The following is a 22,632-nucleotide window of genomic DNA, read 5'->3' as shown; positions in this document are numbered from 1 at the left end:
CCATGGGCAGCGAAATCGAAGGACAGATCGAGAAGCTCGTCAACACGCTGGAGAAGACCCTGGGGGAGTTGGAAGAACTCCTGGACACGCTGTCGGAACAGCGCGAGCAGGTTCTTCCGAAGCTGGATGCGCTGGCGCGCGATCAAGGCGAAACGCGTGGTGGTCTCCAAGAGCTGCGCGAGGCGATCGAGGACCTGAATCAGAAGATTGATCGCATCGCCACTCTGCGATCGTGATCTATCCGACTTGCCCCATTTCGTAGGGTGCGTGCTTCGCACGCACCGACAGCGGGTTGAAAACCCGCTGTCCTCAATCCCGGAAATCTCGGAGACGTGGGGCTCCAGCCCTTGGACGGCGGCGGAGCCCGCCCTACGAGACAATGGCAGCTATGGTCGGACGGTCAACCCGAAGCGATGCGTGGCACCCAGATCATCGCTGTAGGGAGAATAGGCATAGTCGACGCCGAACCGTCCGTCGGGAGTTTGCATGCCCAATCCGGCGGTGAAGACTTGGGTGTCATAGCCGAGTCGGACGCCGCCGCGCAGTGAGACTCTGGGATCCACCGCGTACTCGGATCCGAGATTCCATTTGACGTTGTCGCGGTCGGCGGTCACAAGCTCGGCACGCGCCGAGGCGCGACCGATCATCCAACGGCCGCCAAAACGGAAGATGCTCGGCATGCGGAACTCGCGGTCCTTGAATTTCGTGGCCGGGCCGACGTTCAGGAAGGCGCACCCCATCGTCACATTGCGGACCGGCCGATAGCGCAGTCCCACGCCGAGAGTGAATCCCTGAGCCGTTTCCAGGTTGATGTTCTCGGCGACATAGGCCGCGGAAAGCCCGACGGCGAGGCGATCATCCACCCGGCGTGCCAGGGCGCCCTGAACCACCGCGTTGGAGCCATCAAACAGAGCGAGCGGCTCATCAGAGGGCCCGGTGCGCATGGGAATGTCGCTCGTCCCGACGTAGCCGACACGGGCCCCGATCGACCACGCGTGCAGCGGCACAACGGCCGCCACGTACTCGCCACGCGTGTCCAGATAGAAGACATTGTGCGCGAACGAAACCGCGACACGCGAGACGTCCACGAGGGCGGCCGGATTGTATTCCGTGACAAAGGCATCCTGATCGTCCCCGACCATTGTCTCCGCCAGACCCACGGCGCGGGCGCCGCCGCCGATGGTCAGAAACGCGAAACCGGGCTGAGTGTCGTCGACGGCGGTGGCGGTCCCGGCGCAGAGTACCAGAAGCACTCCGATCAACCATGCGGCTCTTCGCAACACGTCGGCCCCGGGCGCGACTGGGATTGACGGACGCATAGAATAGCTATCGGCGCAGGCAGCCACAACCGCACCCTGACACGGCACGACCGGAATCAAAAGCGGACACCCAACGAGAACAAATGCTCGGCATCGATGTCGTCGGGTTGAACGGCGAACGCATAGTCGATTGCCAGTCGCACGCCGGGACGCAACCGGGGCTGGAATCCCGCGCCCAGAGTCAGATCGCCATCATCCATCCCCGCGCGCACCGCAAAGAGAGACTGCACGGTGACCTCGCCGCCGCCATGCCAGCGTGTCCCCTGCTTCTCGTCCACGTCGGTGTCGAACGCCAGCAACGCGCGCCCCTGCCAAAAGACCAGCGCCACCCCGGAGCGGACCAGAAGCGGGAACTTCTCCTCAAAATCCGAGCCCGTGTCTTCCCCCTGTTGGGTCCAATACTCGGACGTGGTCCAAGGGTACTTCTCATTGAGGCGTTGCAGGGACAGGCCGACTCGGACCTCGGGAGGGATGGTCACGGCCCGGGTCGCCGGACGCAACCGGTAGCGCAACTGCGTGCCCACATCGAATCCGACAGTATAGGCGTTGATATTGGCGATATTATGCTGAAGGTAACGCAGGTTTAGCCCGACCGACCACGCGAGCGGCGAGTGGCGCGGCGTGAAACGCCGCGCGAATGAGAACGCGAACGCGTTGGAGTAGTCGGAGATTTTATCCCCGGGAATGCCATCCTGATCGAATGTGTACAGATCGCCCACGCCGGCGTAGATCCATGACAGACCCATCGCCGCCTCTTCCTTCCCGAACGGATGAACAAAGCTCAGGTACCCGGCCTGGCGGTCGAAGCTCATCCGCCGCATGGCCGCCTCAAAGCCGTTCTCGCGCATCTGGGCGACACCCGCCGGATTCCACCAGAAGCCGGTGGGACCTTCGGCAATCGCCGTGAAGGCGCCACCCATCGCCACCGGGCGCGCCCCCACACCCCATGCGAGCATCGCCGTCGGTTGTCCGCCGGTGTCGGCGGCACGGGAGGAAACGGGCGGCCATACGGTCGCCAACGCCAGAACCAGGGCAGCGACACAATGCCTACGGCAGAATCCCGGCAATCCCATCAGCACGAGCGTGCGAAGGACACCCTCACCCGATCCGCCTGCGGCGGATCGACCCCTCCCGGAGGGAGAGGTTATCATTCCCCCTCTCCCTTTCAGGGAGAGGGCCGGGGTGAGGGTCGTGTGAACTCTGCTCATTCTCACAAAGGCACTACGGAATCACGGCGATCTTACACCAGTGAATATCGCCGTTGCTATACTTGATGACACAAAAATAGGTGCCGACGGCGACGATGTCGCCGTCGCCGTTGCGCCCGTCCCACAGATCGGTCTCATCGTACTGCCGTCCGGCCTCACGCTGCAGGCCACCGGCCAGGACCCGCACGACGCGATTGGCGAAGTCGTAGAGCGTGATCGTCACCGGTCCGCTGACCGGCGGGCGGTAGTGCACGCGCAGTCCCCCGGCCGTGAGGTTGGGCGAGAAGGGAACCGGCGTGGCATAGGCGCCGCCTTTGCCACCCGGGACATCCGCATCGACGGCGGCGAAGGTCCGACGCACCGCCCGGGTGTGACCCTGCCGATCCAGAATCGCCATGCCGTTCTCAGTGGAGACCCAGACGCTGTCGCCGACGACCGCGACGCCAAAGACCTCGACGGTCGTGTCGATCACCGCACCGCTGACAGGATCCACGAAGTTGTTCAGTGTGTCCCACGTGATGCCGCCGTTCGTCGAGTGCAGCAGTCCCTGTGAGGATGCCGCCCAGACGACGGAACCATCGAAGGCGAAATTCCACACCTGATGCCCGGTGATCGGAACCGACCAGGTCAGCCCGCGGCTGCGGGAAACGGAAATGCCGTCGCGCTCGCTCGAGGACACATAGATATTGGTGTAGCGCCCCTGTCCGGTGCCCTGAGTCGCCGCCCAGAGGGCCTGTGTGCCGCCGGGCTCCGGCTGCACCGCCAGCGCGGTGACGAAGTTCCCCGATAACTGGACGAAGTTGCCGGTGGCCGTATCGACTCCGAGTTGAACATACCGCTGATAGAAATCGAATTCATAAGGATCAGGGTTGGAGAAGATGCGGGTCCAGGAGGCACCCTGATCGGCGCTTCGCACCAAACCGGAATCAGACCCCACCCAGAGCACGGCCAGACTGTCGCCGCCCGAGAAGTTCTTGGCCATCACGGTCGTCACGGCCCGGACACGACGACTGACACGGAGATTGTTGATCAGTGCCTCATACGTGTTGACATAGCTGACGGTGTCGAGACTCCGGATGTGGCCGAATACCAGACCGCTGTCGGTCCCGAGGTAGAACTGGCAGCCATTGAACGCCACGTCATTCACCGGCAGAGCCCGGCTGGAAACCCGCCACGTTGTCCCGGTATCATGGGAAACCGCGAAACCGTCGCGGCCAGTCCCGATGCCATTGGAACGATTGAGACTCCAGATGCCATCGGGGTATTCACAGGCCGCTCCCACTTGGTATGACAACCCCACCACGCGCTGGCTCAGCCCGTCGGCGGGCGTACCGACATACAACGAATCGAATCCCGTCAGCAGAGAATCCCCAATCAGCGTGTGGACGAAGATGCCCCGGTCGCGCCCCACATACAGGCGGGTCGTATCGCCGGACACGATCGGCAGGAGCGCATAAGCGGGACGGGGGTCGATCTCGCCGACCAGGTGGCTGGGATCGCGCAGTCCGATCAGACCGCCTTCTTCGGCAGCGACCCAGACATGCCCGGCGGCCAGCGCGATCGCCACCGGCCTGTGATTCGATCCAATCGTCCCCGACGGTCCGATCGCATTCCAGTCACGCCCACCGTTGTAGGAATAGGCCAGCCCGGCGCCGCCGCTGCGGTCGGGAGTGAGAACCCCCGCCCAGATCGTGTCACCATGAGCCGCCACGGTGCTGATCCGGTCGGACGCAAGACCATCGGTGGACGAGTAGAATGTCCGCCATGAGTACCCGCGATCGGGTGTCCGTGACAAACCCCGCTCGGTGGCGGCATAGAGCCGAGTGCTGTCGAGGAACAAGTCGGCGAACGCCGATCCGGTCACTTTGAGGGTATCGTTCAGGTATATGTACTTGATGATCCCGTAGGCCGTGCCGACATAGACGGCGGCCGACTCCGCCACCGCGGTGTCGACGGCCAGCGAGAAGACGCGGTTGTTCAGATCCATGAAGCTCTGGTTCTCGAAATCGGACTGCGCCGCCGCGTCGGGAAAGATGTTCCTCCAGGTATTCCCGTCATCGGTGGTGATGACCAGGCCGCCCGCGAAACACCCGGCCAGCGTCGCTTGTCGAAAACGCGCCAGATCATAGGCGAGCATGAACGGTTTCGATGCTTGCTCACCCGCCGGGGACTTGTCGACCCAGCGGTCCGTGCCGGCATCAAGACGGAAGATCCCATCGCCGAAACGTACCGTGCGTCCCTCGACCACTTCGGTGTGGCTGGCCGCCGCCCAGACACCGTTGTCGAAGGCATTGAGCGCCGGAATCTCGGCGCTGGCCAGTCCGTCCGCCGTGGCATAGGTCTTCCACGTCTTGCCTGGCAGAGTCAGCCGACTCACGCCACGCGCTGTGCCGGCCCAAAGGTCGGGTTCCGCGTAGATGAGATCGACGATGCTGTTCGAGCCGGGTACTGTATCGCTGGTGACCAGAACGGACTGCTGCTGAGGACCGACATTCCATTGCCGCGGCAGCACGGCGGAGATCGCTGAGACCGCCGGGACGAACAGGCAGACCAAGACACCCACAGAGACCGGGCGCCAACTCGTCGAGGACATCGGGTGGCGAGCGCCGTTCTTGATTGTTACTGGTGGTCTCAGAAGCGCAGGTCCCCCGTCAGAGGAGCGAATCTCGGCGTTGGAATGCGAAGGGTCAAGTGCTTTCTGCCACGAGATATACAGGAGGTTGTTGGGATCTCAATTGGCCGGAGAGAATCTCGGCGATGCCCCAGCGCAGCCCACGCACGGACACGGTCACGCGTGCAGCGTCCAGACGGTTCAACACCGACGCCCACAGGAAGGTTCCAGCGGTGAGAACGCGGGCCCGGGCACGGTCGAACGGGACCAATGCCGCCAACTGGTGCGTACTCATCCCGGCAAACTGAACGGCCATGCGGGCGATCCAGCTGCGAGTCAGGGCCATGCCGTGGACGCGTGCTGGGTCGAACTCCCGTAGCCCCGCTTTGATCGTGGCCAGTGTCGTGATCGTGCCGCCGACGCCGACGAGACGGCATGACTCCGGAAACAGACCACAGTTGAGTTTGGCGACAGCCGCATCGGCCTCGCGTCGGTAGAAATCGGCGCGCTGGTTGGAACGGCGGGGATGGGCACCCTGCCAATACCCAGTCAGCCACGCCGCCCCGCAGGGAAGTGAACACGTCGTGCCGGTGTGCGGATCGGTGATCTCTGTGGATCCGCCGCCGAGATCGACGACGAGCGTTGGTCGATCGGCAGCACGGATCCCGCCCATTGCCCCTTGGGCCGCCAGCAACCCTTCCCGCCGTGATGACAGCACGGTCACAGGGCAATCGGTCGCCTCTGTCAGGGCGGCGACGACTTGGCGACGATTTGCGGCACGGCGAATCGCCGCGGTGCAGACAATCGCGCCCCTGTCGCACTGGTGGCGCTCCATCAGGCGACGGAACCGTTGCACCACGCGGATCGCGCGCCGCATGGCCGCCATGGAGAGGGCGCGCGACGACGGGGCATACGACAGATCGACGTTGCGGCGCTCTTCCATGATCGACACCAATCGCCCGCGACGCCTCTCGGCGACAAGAAAGAGCGCCGAAAATGTGCCGAGGTCGCAGACGGCGACGCGGTGGGGCGTGCTCCTCATGGAAGTCCCAGGCGCGTGGACACATGGGCACGGCAGGCCGTGCCCCTACCGATCAGGGCGTGTTGAAAGAGCCAGAACGGTGGCGTCGCCGCCACACACTGTGTGTGCCACCCGCCCTCGGCTGGCGCACATGCGAACAACATACGCCACGCGAGGGCACGTGGCGTGCACGGCGCTGATTCGGGATCCGGTTCTTTGATCTGGCCCATTCATCATGGGGCACATCCTCAGAAGGATTCACCCGCCCAACTTCTCTTTGAAGACCCGCGTGATCTCCGGGAGATAGGCAAAGAGGTCGCCGACGATTCCGTAGCTGGCGACATTAAAGATCGGGGCATCGGGATCCTTGTTGATGGCGACGATGACGCGGGATGATTGCATGCCCACGAGATGCTGAATCGCCCCCGAGATGCCGCAGGCGACATAGAGCTTCGGATTGACGGTCTTGCCGGTCTGTCCGACCTGCTTGTCGTACGGTACCCAGCCGGCGTCGACAATCGCGCGGGACGCCCCGGCGGCCGCGCCCAGAGTCTTGGCCAGCTCTTCCACCATCGCGTAGTTCTCCGCCGCCCGCAAGCCGCGACCACCGGAAACGATGATGTCGGCTTCCGTGAGACTGACTTTCCCGGCGCCTGTGGACTCCGAAGCGACCACCTCCACGCGGGCCGGACCAAGGCCATCCACAGACCGTGCTTCCACAGAACCCTTCGCGTCACCCATCGGAGCTTCTTCATTGGACTTGGGGCGCATGGTGACCAGCCAGGGACGTCGATCTGAGAACTCGTACTCGGTGAACGCCTTGCCCCCATAGGTCGCCTTGACCACCGACAAGCGGCCGTCCGTGAGCTGGACCCCGCCGGCGTCCGCCACAAGACCGCAGTCCAGCATCGCCGCCACACGCGGAAACAGAGCACGCCCATACAGACTGGCGCTGCCCAAGACGAGATCGGGCCTGTCGGCTCGTATCCAGCGCGAGAGAAGATCGGCCTGGAGGTCATCCGCGAACGGCCCCAGCGAGGGGTCATCGGCGACCAGCGCCCGGTCGGCCCCGCGGGCGGTCAGAGCGACCGCGGCATCGCCGACTTGGTGGCCGAATAGAACACCTGTCACGGTGCCTGATGAGGCATCCGCCAAACGTCGCGCGACTGTCAGCAACTCAAAGGCGCTACGCGCCACGGTACCATTCTTCTGCTGAGCAAAAACCCAGATCGACAACCCTCCCATGTCTACTCCTTTGGTTCAGGCCCAAGACGGGCGGAAGATCCGTCGAACAATCGCTCCACCGTCGCGATGATCTTCACCAGCGGCTCGCCGGCCCGCTCCGCTGCGACCCGGCAATCATCGTATTCCGCAATCCCGCGCCGACCGTGCGCCGTCCGCGCGACCTTGACACGAATCGCCCCCCAGGGTGTATCGATGGCGACAATCTCACGCGGCAGTTTCGTACGCCAGACCGGAACCCAGCGCACCCCCAGCGACCCTGTCTCGGTGAGAATGACATCGGCGATCGCCGCTCGCGACGGCGCATCACAGAGCGCTTCCACACGGTGCCCGCGCCGGTTTTTTTTCATGCCGACGTCGGAGATCATCACGTCTACCGCCCCGGCCGCACGCAGCCGGTCGGCGAGCCAATCAAAGACCTCCGGCCGCGTGTTGTCAATGTCGCTGGTCGCCAACCAGAGGAGGTCCGTGTCGACGGGAGTGTCGACATGACCGAGAGTCGCGCGCACGAGATTGGGTCGATCCGAGAAGGTATGTGTCCCGGCGCCGTAGCCGACGCGTTCAGGTGTCAACATGACTTGCCGGGAGAACTCCGCCACTTCGGCGAGAATCGCCGCCGCGGTCGGGGTGGTTGTCTCTCCCAACCCCGAGACAAGCTGCACCGGTTGACCCTGCAGGATCGCCATGACCGCCGGAGCCGGGTAGACAATCGGTCCATGCGCCGACCGGCCGACACCTGAACCAAGGACCAACGGCGCGCAGTACACGGCATCGATGTGGAGTTCCGCCAGCGACCAGACGACGCCGATGATGTCGATGAGCGCGTCATTGCCGCCGACTTCGTGGAAGTGAACGCGCTGGGGAGTCGACGCGTGGACCGTCGCCTCCGCTGTCGCCAGCCGCTGAAAGATCGCACGGCATCGCGTTCGGACCCCTTCGGACAGGTCGCCTCTGTCCAAGAAGTCGTCCACCTCGGCCAACGTCCGATGCTTGGCTTCTGCGGCCACTTCGACTCGCAGACGTTTGGCCGCGATCCCGCATGTGGTCACCGGCTCGACATACAATGCGAATGGGGACGGAACAATCGGCCGCAACGCGGCGGCCAGTGCCGTCGCATCGATCCCCAGATCGATCAGTGCCGCCAAAAGCATGTCCCCGGCGGCGCCCGATTCTCCATCGATGTAGAGCGCGCGTCTCACGCCGCCACCACCGCTGCCGCGGCGCCTCGGAGGGCGTCGCGATCCAAGGCAACGTGCCGGTCCAGCCAGTCATCGCCTTCGCAACGAGGCAGATCGGGGTGATCCGCCAAGTAGCGGACAAACAGAGACCGGATATCCGCGAGCGACTCCAGGTTCATGAAGATCGCTTTCAACTCATGTGTGTCGGGCCACCCGCGGAGGTACGCCGCCATCGTCTTGCGCTGGCTGCGCACAATCACGTCGGGGATGGCCGATCCGGCGACTTTGTCTCGCAGGTGCATCCATGCCAGCGTCAGTCTGTCGGCAATCGACGGCTCGGGCAGCAGACGACCCGTGGCGAGGTAATGGTTGATCTCAGCGAAGATCCAAGGGCGTCCCAAGGCGGCCCTCCCGACCATGACCGCGTCACAACCGGTCTGCCGGAGCATCGCTTCGGCCCGCTCGGGAGAGGTGACATCACCATTGCCGATTACCGGGACGTCGGTCACCGCCGCCTTGAGACGGGTGATGTACGACCAGTCGGCGGTCCCCTGGTAGTGCGGACCCCAGGGACCATCGACCCGGGTCCGGGCATGAAGCGTGATCGCCTGCGCCCCGGCCGCGACCGCGCGTTCGGCCGCTTCTTCGAATACGAGAGTCTCTCTGTCCCAGCCGGCCCGCATCTTGACCGTCACGGGCAGCGGCACGGCCTGCACTGTCTCGGAGACGATTCGGCCGAGGAGATCGAGATCCTTCAATATGGCGGCGCCGCCATTGCGGCCGACAACCTTATTCGCCGGGCACCCGAAGTTCAGATCGATGATATCCGGTGAGAGCTCAGCCAGCAGGCGAGCAGACGGAGCAAATGTCTCCGTGCGGGCGCCAAATAGCTGGAAGGCAACGGGATGCTCGTCCTCACCCACAACCAGCTTGTGCTGTTGGTTCATGGTTTTGAAGACCAATCCATCGGTCGATAGAAACTCGGAATAGACAATCGCGGCACCGAAGCGACGGCATAAACGGCGAAACACGGAGTCGGTAATCCCCGCCATGGGTGCCAGCACCACCCGCCCTGTGACCGTCAAGTTTCCGATCCGCATGACGAAAATATAGTAGTCAGCGGCGCCGACAGCAACGTCGGGCCGAAGCGGCTTGGGATTGTGGGGAAATTTCGGCGCGGGCCATCACGGCGCCGACGCCGGTATGGCGCCAGAACCATGTCATGCGGTGGCTAATACGGAGGAGGCCATGACGGAAATCGTGGTTCGCTACGAGGACAAGATCATTGAACGGGTCATCACCGAAAAGAAGCGCATCTCCATCGGCCGCAACTCCGACAACGACGTCGTTCTCGACAACCGCGGCGTGTCGCGACGCCACGCCACCATCGAAATCAACCCCCAGGACGCCGTCCTAATCGACAACGAATCCCTGAATGGGACCTTCGTCAACAACCGCCGCGTGGAAGAGGAAATCCTCAAGGACGAGGACGTCATCACGATCGGCAAGTACACGTTGGTGTTCCACCCGCAGGCGTCCCATGACACCAAGATGTCGGACCTCGACGGCACCATGACGCTGAACACCAAAAAGCAGCGCGATCGGCTGGCCTCCGACCGGCGCGACCGGGAGGTCCTCGCCCGGGCCGGTGGATCAGCCGTGTTGATCGGGGAGGCGGGCACAGACATCGAAGAGATCCGTCTGGGCGGGGCCACGATCACCTTCGGTAAGGCGAACTTCGTCAACGTCCGCGTCTCCGGATGGTTCGTTCCCGACATTCAGGCCAAGATCACGCCGGAAGACGGCCAATACATATTGAACAATCTCGGGCATCGCCAGAAGACGCGCGTCAACGGCGTGGCCGTTGACCAGGCCGCACTGAAGAACTCTGATTTGATCCAGATCGGACGGTCGGTGTTCCGTTTCGTGGCGGGCGGCGCCGCGTAGGCCCGTCGGGAGCAGAGTCACTCCATGAATCGTCGCACACGGTTTGGCGGTTTCAAGCTCGGAGCCGAAAACGTCCTGCTGCGGCGGTTCGCGCCGTATCTCCTCTACGGCCTCATCACGCTGCTTGTCGTCGTGTTGTCGCTCGACAATCACCGCTGGCTGGCCACCGTGGAATTGGCAATCCAGGACATGATGGTCACACTGGGACGGCGCCCGGAGCCGCCCAGTCAGGTGATTCTGGTCAACGTCGATGACGACGCCGTGGCCAAGCTGGGACAGTGGCCATGGAACTCCGAGCGCGTCGGCTACCTCGTGGGGATGCTCAACGAGTACAAGCCGAAGGCGATCGGACTCGACCTGGAACTGCCGGAGAGTTTCGACGAGGACACGGCCGGAAACCAGTTCCTCGCCGAGATGATTGCCCGGGCCGGAAACGTCGTCCTGCCGATGCGCTTCACACTGGCGGAGAGCGACCGACTCAGTCCTGCCGCCCCCGACCGCATCGCCAAGTCGGCGCTCATTGTTGTCGATGAAGCCGGCCGTATGCTCAGTCTCCCCTACCCGACGGCCGGTGCCGTTTCGGCTCCGTACGCGGAAGTCTGCCAGGCGGCGTGGGGGTTGGGGCAGATCAATACCTGGCAGGACGTTGACAGCAGGATCCGTCGCGATCCTCTGGTCGTGAACTACGAAGGAATCTACTATCCGTCCATGGCCTTGCAGTTGGTGCGTCTGGCCACCGACGCGCCGCGCACGCAGGTGCGGATCGACCCCGGTCGCGGCGTCGACGTGGGCGCGCTGCATGTCCCCACCGACGAGGCCGGGATGTTTCGGATCGACTATCGCGGACCGGCAGGGACGATTCCCTCCATGTCAGCCGCGAAGGTGCTCGAGGGACTGGCGGACGGACATGCCATCACGGGCAAGATCGTCGTCGTGGGCGTCACCGCCTCGGGATACGGCACGGCGCTGCGCACCAGCTCCTCGTCGACCATGCCGCGCGCGGAGAAGATCGCCACGGTGGCCGCCAACATGCTGGACGGTCGCTACATCACGCCCGTGAATATGTCGCAGTTCCTCGATCTTCTGATTTTGGCGGCGATCGGGGGATTTTGCGCCATGGTTCTTCCCCGCGTGGGTCTCACCTACCGGTTGGTGATCCTGTTTGTCTTGGGCTTTGCCCTCTTGAATCTCAACTTCATACTCTACACGTCATTCAAACTGGTCACGAAGACCCTCTACCCGACCTTGGAGGTCGTGGCCTTCTTGATTTTCGCGCCGTTCGTCAAGCCGATCGAGACGATCCTGCAACCAAAGCAGCGGGCCCGAACCAAGCCACGCGCCAGACACGCGAAACTGACAGACGAGGCAGACAAGCCGAAGCCCGTGAGCACTCCGGCGGCGACCGATGCTGTCCCCGTGCGCCATGTACGCGAGGGCGCACCGGCGGGAGTGATCAGCGGCCTGTCGGAAACGGTGGTTCTGGATGTCAGCGGGCAAACGGCGACGGCGTCGAGCGGGAAAGTGAAGATCGACCGGCCCATTGAGCTGACGCCGACATTCGAGCCGCTATCGTCCGACGTTGGTGATGGCACGGCGGTCCAACCGCGAGACGTCATGAATGTCAGCCCCTCCCCGATGGGGCTCGACAAGGAAGCCGACTCACCCGTCACGACCGGAGCAGCGGCGCCTGGTGTCACCGATCTACAGCGACTCGGGCGCTATGAGATCCTCGGCATGCTCGGTGAAGGGGCGATGGGGACCGTCTACAAGGGCAAGAATCCGGCGATCGGCCGGATGGTCGCCCTGAAGACCATCCGCGCCGGAGCGGGATTCAATCCCCATCAGGCCCGGGAACTGCGCGAACGTCTGGTGCGCGAGGCGAAAGCGGCGGGCAAGCTGTCGCATCCCAACATTGTCACGATCTACGACGTCGGCACCGAGGGTGATCTCGACTACATCGCCATGGAGTATCTCGAGGGGTACACGCTGGAGCAGGTCGTCCGCAAGAAGGTCCAGTTGAACTTCCGCATCCTCGCCAAGATGCTGACGCAGGTCTGCGACGCCCTCGAATATGCGCACAAGGCCGGGATCGTGCACCGCGACATCAAGCCGGCGAACATCATGGTTCTGGACGATTTCAAGGTGAAGGTCACCGACTTCGGCATCGCGCGGTTTGAATCGTCATCGATGTCGATGACGCAGACCGGCGTGGCGGTCGGGACACCGTACTACATTTCCCCCGAGCAGTTGCGGGGCGGGACGGTCGACCGCCGTTGCGACATCTTCAGTCTCGGCGTGGTCGCCTATGAGCTTCTCACGCACAAGCGGCCGTTCAGCGGCGACAACATCTCGCAGTTGATCTTCGCCATCACGCAGACGAACCCCGAACCACCCTCCAAGATCGATCCGAACATCCCCGGCCTGCTGGACGTCGTCATCAGCAAGGCCCTCGCCAAAGACCCGCGCGAACGCTACCAGACCGCCGACGAGATGGCGCACGACCTGGCCGTCTTCGTCGAGGACCTGGCCGGCGCGAAGGCGTTCCGGGTTTAGCGACACAAAATACCGCAGCCTGGAAGGGTTCGTGCTTCGCACGCACTGCCAGCGGGTTGAAGACCCGCTGTCCTCAAGGCCAACGGTCTCGCGGACAGGGGGCTTTCAGCCCCCTGTGGTGGGTGCAAGGCACCCACATTGCGACCGCGGCACCTTAGACAAACCCGGACCAAGGTCCGGGCTACTTCACGATACGGTGCAGCTCACCCCGGTGAGCCCTCCCGCCCGATGACCATCGAGAGGTTCCGACACAGTTGATGATGGGCTTCGTTGATCTCCAGGTTGCTTAACTTGGCCGCGGTCTCTGCGGGGAGTCGGTCGGGCGGCACGCTTTGAAGCAATAGGGCGGTTTCATCCTCGGAGAACTCGCCCCGATCCTCGTACCAGCCCAGCACGGCCCTGTTCTCCGGGCATTTGGTCTGGCATTCCATGCAGCCAACCAGACAATGGTGCCACGACGGGTCGATCCATGACGGGAAATCGCCGTCGGCCTCATTGTGATATGTCAGGCAGATCTCCGCGCGGAGCAGGAAGCGATCGTCGCTGATCGCCCCAGTGGGACAGCACCGCAGGCAAGCGTCGCAGGTGTCGCACAAATCGAGTGCCTTGGGCTCGCGCCAGGGATCACCATCGCACGCAAGGTCGGTGAAGGCGCCGACAAGCTGGAGGTAGCTCCCCATGCCGGGAACATAGCAGATGTTGTTACGTCCGTATTCTGCCAAGCCGCTGCACACTGCGAGGGTCTTGAGCGGGAGCCGTGGTTTCGCCAGCCGATGTCCCTCGCGCCCCAGCCAGTCGGCCAGCATGGCCTGAACACTCTCCGTTCGGGGGGTGTAGCTCACGTAGGTCGGTGGTATGATGATCGGCGTGCGTTTCCCCTGCCAGTGGAAGAAGAGTCGCATCGGCGGCGTGGGCACAGCCACGATGACGATCGAGCGCACGCCGGGAAGGTCGGCGGGCGGATCGAACGAGAAGGAACCGAAGTGACTCCGGTAGAGCGCCTCGTCCAGAAGCCCATCCTCATAGCGACCGCGGATCGCACCGCGCAGATCGGCCAGTCGCTCAACGGGGACGATCCGGCTCTTCCATCCCTGCGCCTTGATCATCTCGGAGAATCGCTCCGTCGCCGGTTCCATCTCAGTAGTTTCCTACGATTGTGTTCGGCGGATGTTTCGGGGCGGTGAGTCCAAAGCCCATGTTGCTACCTCAGCCTCAGTCTACGGCGATGACTCGCATCGGAGACCTGTAGCCTGGTGGACAGACGGCCGATGGTCATCACCACCAAGAGGAGGCCGCAGCCACCCTGAAGGATAGACACAGCGCGAGCCCAACCTGCCGGTGTTAGATCACCGTAGCCAATGGCCAGCTGCGTGATGGCACTGAAGTAGAGCGGTGAAAACCAATCCAGCGGGCGGGGTATCTGCGGCATTAATGCTGTCGGATCTGACGCATAGATGCCAGCAAAGCAGACTATGAGTTCACCGTAGTTCATGATGCCCAGCACCAATCTGCGTCTGATAGAGTAGAAATTGACGATGGTCTTTGCCTTGGGATCCCAGAGACCTTCTCTAAGATCACCCCGCAGGTTTGCGAACGTGATATTCACAATCCGGAGCGCGAGCGTCCCAATCACAGCTACCTTGACCAGCGACGGAATCTCCAACGAGGCGATCAGCAAGAGCACGGGCGAGAGGATCCACCAGATGATCGTCATTATGTCCGCGTGGCGAGCTTGTCTCGATCGAGATGACAGCGACTGCTCTCGTGCCGTATAGTCCTTGGGATCATAGAACCTCGTCAGAATGGAGGACCATTTGCCCACAAAGTCGACAAGTCGCATCACTTCACCGGCGAGCCCCAATCGGCTAGAAGAAGAGAGCGATTCGGCAAGGCGCCTCGTCTCATGAGAAACGTCTGGTCTGGGTTCTGTCATTTCGTCCCCCACGCTCCCATTCTGGTCTACCCTCGGGCTGAGCGCGAACCCAATGGTCCATGCGATCATTCGGTACTGAGTGGAACACATCCCGCTGGCGCGGGCGAACCTCAGCCCAAGGGCTGACGGGCACACGAACTAGAGTCGCGCATTCCTTGGTCAGCACGGAGCGCAACGGCGGGCGGAACCCACCCTACGAGGCTGGGCTATCGTCGTCTTTCAGCAGGCCTTCGGCCAGGGAGAGGGCGACGCCGGAGAGCATGACTTCGACGCCGAGTTTGGTGAAGTCGCCGGAGATGAGGTCGCGGGTGACATTGGCGTAGAGCGAGCAGGCGGCTTCGCGCTCGACGACCAGCCCGGAGAGGCGTCCGCCGGACTCGCCGACAAAGGTCACCTCGCCCAGTTCCTCCGAAGTGACATACCCGGTGCAGTTGTGCAACTGCAGATGACCGCCGGAGGTGTAGACGACTACCATCGAGCCGAGGTGGCGTCCCAGACGGGTCTCGGGGTAGAGTTCCAGGACCAGCATGCGCCGGTCATGCCCGCCGATGAGTTTCAGGCGGTGATGATCGGCCTCAAACGTCCGTTCGACCGGCTGCAAGCAGGCCGCGATCTTTTCAATATCATCATCGGCAAACATGGTCGATCTCGTCGCAGTGGAGGATTCGGCTAAAATCCGTCCGGGGATACGTCACAACTCACGACAACCACCCAATCTGTCATCCCGAGCGGAGCGAGGGATCTGCTGTTGTCTTCTTCCGTCTCACGGTGTGGGGAAAGCAGATTCCTCGTCGCGTGCCCGCCAATGGCGGGCCCTGCTCCTCGGAATGACAGTGAACGTGACCTTCTCATAGGACCATCTACGCGCCCGCGGGAGGTTTGTTGCCCGGACCCTCCAATTCGCGCGGCGGTGTCGATTGTGCGGGCGGCTTCTTGTCGGGCTCATTCATCGAGCGGCTCAGTTCGTCCTGCGTCTCCTGCATGGCGCGTTTGAATTCGCGCATCCCCTTGCCGAGGCCATGGGCAATGTCGGGGATCCGTTTGGCACCAAACAAGAGGAGCACGGCCAGGAAGATCAACAGCAGTTCCTGTACGCCGATGCCGCCGAGCATCATCGACCTCCGACCATTCTCACCGCACCAGGAGCGTCCGGCAACACGGGCAAGAGATCCCTCACCCGCTTGGACCTCCGGTCCAAGCGACCTCTCCCGGAGGGAGAGGTTATCAAATCCCCTCTCCCCTCTGGGGACAGGGTAGGGTGAGGGGTCCACCCATCAGTTCTTCTACCACAATGCGATGTGTCGTGCATGAGATTCTTCATGGGTCGGGAAGACGTTACAGATACCACCAGCGGAAGTAGATCAAGAGCAACAATACAAACAGCACGCTGATGAAGTTGATCCGCACCGTCAGGCCGAAGACCAGCGCGACGGCATAGAGATTGATCGCGATCGGCTCGACGGTCTTCAGGTCGACCGTGCGCCCCAACCCGATGTCGATGTGGGTCTGGAACAGGGTTTTGATCGTACCTTCGGGCAGGAAGGCGCCGACCAATTCGCCCACCAGCGCCCCGGCGACAGCGGCGGTGATGATCCCAATGATGAGGAAAGTGAGCTCGCGCCCCTTCACACCCGTGCCTGTCTCTCGGCAGGACGCCCCGTTCCGATCTCGGCGCCCGAACCGGCGACGCCGGCCCCCAAGAGAGAATCAAAGAGCGCCAGGCCATCGGCGCTCCCCAGAATGGTCTCCACCGCGCGTTCCGGATGCGGCATCATTCCCAGCACGTTCCCCTGGGCGTTGATGATCCCGGCGATGTTGTGGCGCGAGCCATTGGGGTTGGACGGCCGGCTGGGTGCGCCGTCGGCATTGACATAGCGGAGAACGACACGCCCGGTGCGCTCCAGCTCATTCAGGACGTCATCGGAGGCATAGTAGTTCCCCTCCGCGTGCGCGATCGGCATGCGCAGGACTTGCCCCGGACGACAGCTTCGGGTGAACGGCGTCTGCACATTCTCAACCCGCAGCCGGACCCAATCGCAGACGAATCGCATCGAAGCGTTCTTGCGCATCGCCCCCGGCAACAGCCCGGCTTCGAGAAGTACCTGGAAGCCGTTGCAAATCCCCCACACCAACCCACCGGTCTCCGCAAAGGTGATGACCGATTTCATCACGGGGGAGAAGCGGGCGATCGCCCCGGCGCGGAGATAGTCGCCGAACGCGAATCCGCCGGGGAGAATGACACAGTCGACGTCCTTCAGATCGGGATCGGCATGCCAGAGGAATTCGACCGGGCACCCCAGCACATGACGAAAGGCGGCGTAGGCGTCATAATCGCAATTCGACCCGGGGAATGTGACGACACCGACTCTCACGCCTGTACCTCCACCGCAAAGGTCTCGACAACGGGATTGGCCAGCAATCGCTCCGACATCTCCTGCAACCGGGCGCGCGCCGTGGCGGCATCGGCCGCCTCCAACGTGATCTCAAAGGTCTTTCCGGTGCGCACGGCGTTCAGGCCTTCGTACCCCATGTGTTCCAGTGCCCGCTGGATCGTCAGTCCCTGCGGATCCAGGACTCCCTCCTTGAGTCGAACGGTGACGGTCCCTGTGATCATCATAGTCTCTCGAACCGTCCACGATCGCTCGCGCGGCCATCTCCCCCGCCGAGATTACATTATAGCCGCCATTCCGCGGAATCCCAACAACTTTCTGGGTATTGCCATCTGTTTGCCGCGCTTGACGTTGAATGAGATTGGATCAGATCAGATGCCATCCGACACCGTCGCATCGCTGTCACGATGACCGCGCTCGTGGTGCCCGTTGTTCCCCGAGACCAGTTCGACCGCCGCCCGGCCAATGCCGTGAAGCACGTAGATGAGAACCAGGGGAAAGAACGTCTTGGGAAGGTCAATCATGACGGCGATGATCCCGAGAAAGATGAAGATGAACTTGACGCGGTCTTTCGGAGTTCGCCACGATGTCGGCTTGTCCTCGTATGCGATCGTGGACACCATGAGACCGGACGTGACAATCATCGTCACGACCAGGAACTTGACATAGAGGAGTTGCTCCCAGAGATCATAGCTGAACAGGGTGTAGGCCACCAGCAGCGATGCCGCGGCGGGGATGGGCAAACCCTCGAATCCACGGCGCGGCGACGTCTTGGTCGTGAGGTTGTAGCGGGCCAGTCGAAAGGCGCCGCACATCACGAAGATGAAGCCGAGCACCCAACCCCAACGTCCCAGGACTTTGAGTTTGAAGGAGTAGATGAGGATCGCCGGCGCCATGCCGAAGGTGACCAAATCGGCCAGGGAATCGAGCTCGACGCCGAACCGTGTGGCCCCACGGGAGACACGCGCCACGAAACCATCCAGGCCGTCGAGGAAGAACCCGAGCAGAATGAAGCGGCAGGCATGCTCCACTTCTCCGTCCATCGACGCGAGAATCGAGAGAAACCCGCAGAACAGGTTCCCCATCGTGAACATGCCGGGGAAGAAACCACGGAAGTTACGCTTCGGCGTCACCAGGCCTTCCCCCATCATCCCGGACCCGACGCGCGATGATCGTCTCACCGGCGCGAACACGATCACCCGGACTCACGGCGGCAATGAAACCGCGCGGCACGATCACCGCCGCCCGCGACCCGAAACGGATCAGACCGATCCTGTCGCCCTGACGAAGCTGCTGGCCTTCGTGCACACGGCAGACAACGCGGCGTGCGAGAATCCCGGCGATCTGTGCCGACTGAATCGTCCCGATTGTGCTGTTGATCGTCAGGTCGTGGCGTTCGTTGTCTGATCCTGCCCTGGGCTTGTACGCGGCCAGGAATCGACCTGGTCGATAGAGACTGCCGGCGACGATGCCGCCCACGGGAGCGCGGTTGACGTGCACGTCCCAGACGGACAGAAACGTGTCGATTCGTATCCCACCCTCCGGGTGGGGCACAACCGAGAGGATGCGTCCATCCGCCGTAGCCACAACCGCTTCGGGATCACCGGGCGGAGTCCTGTCCGGATCGCGGAAGAAGAACCCGCAACCGACCGCGACCAGAACACCGAGGCAGAGCACCGGCCACGCCCAAATCCAGCCGCGCCCGACACCCCACACCCCGAGCGCTGTCACGCCCAGGGCCGGACCCACGAATCGCCAACCGTCGCGCTCCATATGAGATCAGCTTGCGTCCATCGATCATTGCTCAAGAAGTGATGGAGTTCTGTCAGGTGCACAGGGCACCTGACCTACATCCTTCGCGCTATGGTTCCCTTAGAGCCCGTTGGAGGATGATGCGGGCGCGACGCAGGAAGTACCGCACATCAAAGACGCCATCCAGGTCACGGCGATCCAGATGTCGCGTAATGACCGGATCGGTGCGAACGCGCTCCTCGAACGATGTCCCTTCATCGGAGAGCGCCAGGCGTTGCACGATGGCATACGCTTCATCGCGGGAGCCGATGGCCTCCGCCAAAACGAGCAACAACCGCTGGGAATAGACGCCGCCTCCCAAGCGGCGCAAATTGTCCCGCATGCGTCGGGGGTAAATACCGAGGGTGGAGAGAACCTGATCCAGTAACGCGAGTTGATAATCGAGAAGCGCCGTGGCATCGGGAATGATCACGCGCTCGACGGAGGAGTGCGTGATGTCACGCTCGTGCCAGAGGGCAACATCCTCCAGCGCCGGTTGCACGTACCCGCGCAAGACACGGGCGATGCCGCAGATGCGCTCGGAGAGGATCGGGTTCTTCTTGTGCGGCATGGCCGACGAGCCGCGTTGCCCGGCGAAGAAGCCCTCCGTCAGTTCGCCGGTCTCCGTCCGATGCAACAGGCGTATCTCCTGGGCGATCTTCTCGACGGTTGCACCGATGGCAGCGATGGCAAAGAGGTAGTCGGCATGGCGGTCGCGTTGCAAAACCTGGGTGGAGATCGCCGCCGGACGGAGCTTCAGCTTCCGGCAGACATATGCCTCCACGGACGGGTCGAGGTGAGCGAAGTTGCCGACGGCCCCCGAGATCTTGCCGACCGCGACAGAGTCAATGGCGGCTGCCAAGCGACGGCGCCCCCGCTTCAGGTCCGCATGCCAGAGAGCGAACTTCAGTCCCACGGATGTCGGCTCGGCAAAAACGCCGTGCGTGCGACCGGCAATCGGCGTGTCGATGTATCGCCGCGCCAAGGCGGCGGTGCGACGGATCGGCGAACGGAGTGCCCCCAACAGCAACTGCCCCGCCTGCACCATGCGCACCGACTGCGCCGTATCGACGACGTCCGAAGAAGTCAGACCATAGTGCAGATACCGCTCATCGCCTCCGAGATGACTCCCGACGTCCTTGAGGAAGGCGATGACGTCATGCCGGGTCGTGCGCTCGATGCGCTCAATGCGGCGTACATCGAACCGGGCCCGCCGCCGCATGCGCGCCGGAGCACCTTTGGGGATCAGCCCCATCTGCGCCATCTTCTCGGCGGCCAGGAGCTCGACTTGCAGCCAGACGGCGAACTTGTTCGCCTCCGACCATAATTGCGCCATCGCCGGGCGCGTGTAGCGCTCGATCATCGCGGTCCTGCGGGTCGCATGCTGTCGGCGCGCTCCCTCTTAGGTTCGACTGGCGGCGACCCTCTGCGCCGGGGTCAGCTTCTGCCAGTCACGGTTGAACGCCTGAATCCCCAAGTCGGTCAGCGGGTGCTTGACAATCGCCTGCAACACCTTGAAGGGAATTGTGCAGGCATCGGCGCCCTGTAAGGCCGCCTCGACAACATGGAGGGGGTGTCGGATGGAGGCCGCCAGGACTTCGGTGTCGAGCGCGTAGTTGTCGAAGATGGTCACAAGCTGTCCGATCAACTCCATCCCGGTGTGGCCGATGTCATCCAGCCGTCCCAGAAACGGTGAGACGAATGTCGCCCCGGCCTTGGCGGCCAGAAGTCCCTGTGTGGCGTTGAACACCAGCGTGCAGTTTGTGGCGATCTCTTTGGCGGCCAGTTGCCGGATCGCCTTGAGTCCCTCGGTCGTCATGGGGATCTTGATGACGATATTGGGCGCGACCTGCGAGAGCCGTGCACCCTGCTCGACCATATCGTCGGCCTGCTCGGCGACAACTTCCGCCGATATGGGGCCGCTGACGATGCGCACGATTTCGTGCAGGATGTCGTCGAAACTGCGTCCCTCCTTGGACACCAAGGAGGGATTGGTCGTCACGCCATCGAGAACACCCCAGTCGGCCGCCTCGCGAATCTCGTCGACATTGGCGGTATCCAGAAAGATCTTCACAATGCCTCCTTCGCTCTCACCATGAGTCTTTCAAGTAACGCTTCATCGTCCGCGTATTCAATGGAAATCGCGTCACGGTCTGCCCATCCCATAGTCCACCGCTTCCAGAGTCAACCCGTGCGGCGGCGCCGCCTCGCCACACAGGCGCACATCACCCGTCGTGAGCACGTCGCTCATCCGTTCGCTGCCGAATCGCCCGCGGGCGATGTCGACCATCGTCCCGACCAGAAGGCGTACCATCTCATGCAGAAAACGGTCGGCGCGAACGTGATAGACGAGCAGCTCCTTCTCGCTTTGCCAAGATGACTCGGTCACGCAACAGAGACTGCTCTCCTTGCGGGAAGCGGCACGGCAGAAGCCGGAGAAATCACGGTTCCCGACAATGACAGCCGCGGCATCGTCCAGCAAGCGGCGTTCCAGTGGTGCAGTGACCAGCCAGTGCCGATCGCGGCCGAACGGCGTGGGTCGTGTGGCGATCCGGTAGCTGTAACGGCGGCCGGTGGCGTTACAGCGCGCGTGAAACGTCGGGTCGACCGGGACCACGGAGATCACAACCAGATCCGGCGGCAGCGCCCGGCGCAGTCGTTCCAGCAGTTCATCCGGCACGACATCAACGTCGGTGTCGAAGTGCGCCACCATCCCGGCGGCGTGAACGCCGGTGTCGGTGCGGCCGGCGCCGGTCACGGCCACGGGGGATCCCACTCTCAAGAGCCGCCCCAGCCATGTTTCCAACTCCCCCTGCACGGTGCGCAGTCCCGGCTGCAGTTGCCAGCCATGGAAGTCACGGCCGTGGTAGGCAAGATCGAGGCGATAACGCACGATTGAATCCCTCAATGAAGCCGGAACCATAGCCAGACGGCCCATCCCGCGAGCGCTGCAACCGTCAGAAACCAGTCGATGCCGCGAAACCGGAGGGCGAGAACCATCGCGGGGGTGCGGCGCACATCCATCCCGCGGGCGGCCAATGCCAGCGCGAGCTGGTCGCTGCGACGGAGCGCCGCCGCAAAGACCGGGACCAGCAGTGCCGGCAGCGACCGCCACCGTGCCCGCAGCGATCCCGAGAAACGAATCCCGCGCGACTGCTGCGCCAAACGGATCGCGTGGCTCTCCCGAACCAAGAGCGGGAACATCCGCAGCACGAAGAACACAAAGTAGAAGATGGTCTCGACACGCACACCGACACGTCTGAGCAGAAGCAGAGTCCGCGTCACTCCCGCCGCCATCCCCAACGGTGCGGTCACCAGAGCCGCGAGTGCGGCCAACACCGCCAGAGCCATCAGGCGCAGTCCCATCCGCATACCGAGGAGCAGACCGGCCTCGGTCAGTCTGAGCATGCCCCACTGAAGGACGATGTCATCGCCTGCC

General features: G+C 63.0%; 23 protein-coding genes. 3 read left to right on the top strand and 20 right to left on the bottom strand.

The genetic code is table 11. From position 1 onward, the window contains the following. The first annotated feature begins 2 nt into the window (after nucleotides 1-2). Nucleotides 3-236 (top strand): hypothetical protein, encoded by a 234-nt coding sequence (locus tag AB1792_04240; GenBank protein ID MEW5701420.1) that lies wholly within the window; start codon nucleotides 3-5, stop codon nucleotides 234-236. A 150-nt stretch (nucleotides 237-386) separates the two neighbouring features. On the opposite strand, the gene AB1792_04235 is transcribed toward AB1792_04240, so the two are convergent. The 7 genes from AB1792_04235 to dusB form a co-directional block, all read right to left on the bottom strand. Next, entirely contained in the window at nucleotides 387-1,283 is an 897-nt protein-coding gene (locus tag AB1792_04235) for a PorV/PorQ family protein (protein MEW5701419.1), read from the bottom strand. Between the two features lie 92 nt (nucleotides 1,284-1,375). Further along, the gene (locus AB1792_04230; protein ID MEW5701418.1) at nucleotides 1,376-2,470 is read right to left on the bottom strand and encodes a PorV/PorQ family protein; all 1,095 of its coding nucleotides are present in this window, start codon (nucleotides 2,468-2,470) and stop codon (nucleotides 1,376-1,378) included. A 70-nt stretch (nucleotides 2,471-2,540) separates the two neighbouring features. Then, entirely contained in the window at nucleotides 2,541-5,120 is a 2,580-nt protein-coding gene (locus tag AB1792_04225) for a hypothetical protein (GenBank protein ID MEW5701417.1), read from the bottom strand. A gap of 94 nt (nucleotides 5,121-5,214) precedes the next feature. Then, nucleotides 5,215-6,180, bottom strand: coding sequence for a hypothetical protein (locus AB1792_04220; GenBank protein ID MEW5701416.1), 966 nt, complete (start codon nucleotides 6,178-6,180; stop codon nucleotides 5,215-5,217). Nucleotides 6,181-6,417: 237 nt separating this feature from the next. Beyond that, the gene (locus AB1792_04215; protein MEW5701415.1) at nucleotides 6,418-7,404 is read right to left on the bottom strand and encodes an electron transfer flavoprotein subunit alpha/FixB family protein; all 987 of its coding nucleotides are present in this window, start codon (nucleotides 7,402-7,404) and stop codon (nucleotides 6,418-6,420) included. A gap of 2 nt (nucleotides 7,405-7,406) precedes the next feature. Continuing rightward, the gene (gene larC, locus AB1792_04210; protein MEW5701414.1) at nucleotides 7,407-8,600 is read right to left on the bottom strand and encodes a nickel pincer cofactor biosynthesis protein LarC; all 1,194 of its coding nucleotides are present in this window, start codon (nucleotides 8,598-8,600) and stop codon (nucleotides 7,407-7,409) included. Next, a complete protein-coding gene (dusB, locus tag AB1792_04205) occupies nucleotides 8,597-9,664 on the bottom strand; it encodes a tRNA dihydrouridine synthase DusB (protein ID MEW5701413.1) in 1,068 nt (355 codons plus the stop codon). Before dusB ends, larC begins: the two co-directional genes overlap by 4 nt. A 163-nt stretch (nucleotides 9,665-9,827) precedes the next feature. On the opposite strand from dusB, the gene AB1792_04200 reads away from it, so the two are divergent. Then, nucleotides 9,828-10,526, top strand: coding sequence for an FHA domain-containing protein (locus tag AB1792_04200; protein MEW5701412.1), 699 nt, complete (start codon nucleotides 9,828-9,830; stop codon nucleotides 10,524-10,526). Nucleotides 10,527-10,550: 24 nt separating this feature from the next. Beyond that, the gene (locus AB1792_04195) at nucleotides 10,551-13,079 is read left to right on the top strand and encodes a serine/threonine-protein kinase (protein ID MEW5701411.1); all 2,529 of its coding nucleotides are present in this window, start codon (nucleotides 10,551-10,553) and stop codon (nucleotides 13,077-13,079) included. 203 nt (nucleotides 13,080-13,282) lie between these two features. Here AB1792_04195 and AB1792_04190 read toward each other — a convergent pair whose 3' ends face one another. The 13 genes from AB1792_04190 to AB1792_04130 all read right to left on the bottom strand — a co-directional run. Beyond that, on the bottom strand, nucleotides 13,283-14,215 hold the full coding sequence (locus AB1792_04190; protein MEW5701410.1) for a 4Fe-4S double cluster binding domain-containing protein: 933 nt from the start codon (nucleotides 14,213-14,215) through the stop codon (nucleotides 13,283-13,285). Nucleotides 14,216-14,280: 65 nt separating this feature from the next. Then, the gene (locus AB1792_04185; protein MEW5701409.1) at nucleotides 14,281-14,919 is read right to left on the bottom strand and encodes a potassium channel family protein; all 639 of its coding nucleotides are present in this window, start codon (nucleotides 14,917-14,919) and stop codon (nucleotides 14,281-14,283) included. A 286-nt stretch (nucleotides 14,920-15,205) separates the two neighbouring features. After that, nucleotides 15,206-15,652 carry a hypothetical protein gene (locus tag AB1792_04180; GenBank protein ID MEW5701408.1) on the bottom strand — a complete coding sequence of 149 codons (447 nt, stop codon included), beginning with the start codon at nucleotides 15,650-15,652 and terminating at the stop codon, nucleotides 15,206-15,208. 220 nt (nucleotides 15,653-15,872) lie between these two features. Beyond that, a complete protein-coding gene (gene tatA / locus AB1792_04175) occupies nucleotides 15,873-16,127 on the bottom strand; it encodes a twin-arginine translocase TatA/TatE family subunit (GenBank protein ID MEW5701407.1) in 255 nt (84 codons plus the stop codon). Between the two features lie 220 nt (nucleotides 16,128-16,347). After that, nucleotides 16,348-16,641: a hypothetical protein gene (locus AB1792_04170; GenBank protein ID MEW5701406.1), complete on the bottom strand. Its 294-nt coding sequence runs from the start codon at nucleotides 16,639-16,641 to the stop codon at nucleotides 16,348-16,350. Then, a complete protein-coding gene (purQ, locus tag AB1792_04165) occupies nucleotides 16,638-17,384 on the bottom strand; it encodes a phosphoribosylformylglycinamidine synthase subunit PurQ (GenBank protein MEW5701405.1) in 747 nt (248 codons plus the stop codon). Before purQ ends, AB1792_04170 begins: the two co-directional genes overlap by 4 nt. Then, nucleotides 17,381-17,626: a phosphoribosylformylglycinamidine synthase subunit PurS gene (purS, locus tag AB1792_04160; protein MEW5701404.1), complete on the bottom strand. Its 246-nt coding sequence runs from the start codon at nucleotides 17,624-17,626 to the stop codon at nucleotides 17,381-17,383. Before purS ends, purQ begins: the two co-directional genes overlap by 4 nt. A 147-nt stretch (nucleotides 17,627-17,773) precedes the next feature. Next, nucleotides 17,774-18,535: a CDP-diacylglycerol--serine O-phosphatidyltransferase gene (pssA, locus tag AB1792_04155; GenBank protein ID MEW5701403.1), complete on the bottom strand. Its 762-nt coding sequence runs from the start codon at nucleotides 18,533-18,535 to the stop codon at nucleotides 17,774-17,776. Continuing rightward, the gene (locus AB1792_04150; protein ID MEW5701402.1) at nucleotides 18,519-19,175 is read right to left on the bottom strand and encodes a phosphatidylserine decarboxylase; all 657 of its coding nucleotides are present in this window, start codon (nucleotides 19,173-19,175) and stop codon (nucleotides 18,519-18,521) included. The genes pssA and AB1792_04150 overlap by 17 nt, the downstream gene beginning before the upstream one ends. Nucleotides 19,176-19,263: 88 nt before the next feature. Continuing rightward, nucleotides 19,264-20,556, bottom strand: a complete 1,293-nt coding sequence (gene purB / locus AB1792_04145) for an adenylosuccinate lyase (GenBank protein ID MEW5701401.1) — start codon at nucleotides 20,554-20,556, stop codon at nucleotides 19,264-19,266. Between the two features lie 39 nt (nucleotides 20,557-20,595). Further along, on the bottom strand, nucleotides 20,596-21,267 hold the full coding sequence (gene fsa / locus AB1792_04140; GenBank protein ID MEW5701400.1) for a fructose-6-phosphate aldolase: 672 nt from the start codon (nucleotides 21,265-21,267) through the stop codon (nucleotides 20,596-20,598). Nucleotides 21,268-21,339: 72 nt separating this feature from the next. Further along, nucleotides 21,340-22,086, bottom strand: coding sequence for a tRNA pseudouridine(38-40) synthase TruA (truA, locus tag AB1792_04135; protein ID MEW5701399.1), 747 nt, complete (start codon nucleotides 22,084-22,086; stop codon nucleotides 21,340-21,342). A gap of 11 nt (nucleotides 22,087-22,097) precedes the next feature. After that, nucleotides 22,098-22,632, bottom strand: a 535-nt coding sequence (locus AB1792_04130) for an energy-coupling factor transporter transmembrane component T (GenBank protein ID MEW5701398.1), incomplete at its 5' end; no start/stop codon positions are given.

It is taken from the genome of Candidatus Zixiibacteriota bacterium (assembly GCA_040752595.1).
GTDB lineage: Bacteria > Zixibacteria > MSB-5A5 > WJJR01 > WJJR01 > JACQFV01.
Note: the sequence above shows the minus strand (reverse complement) of the source record. Positions and strands in the feature narration are given on the sequence as shown.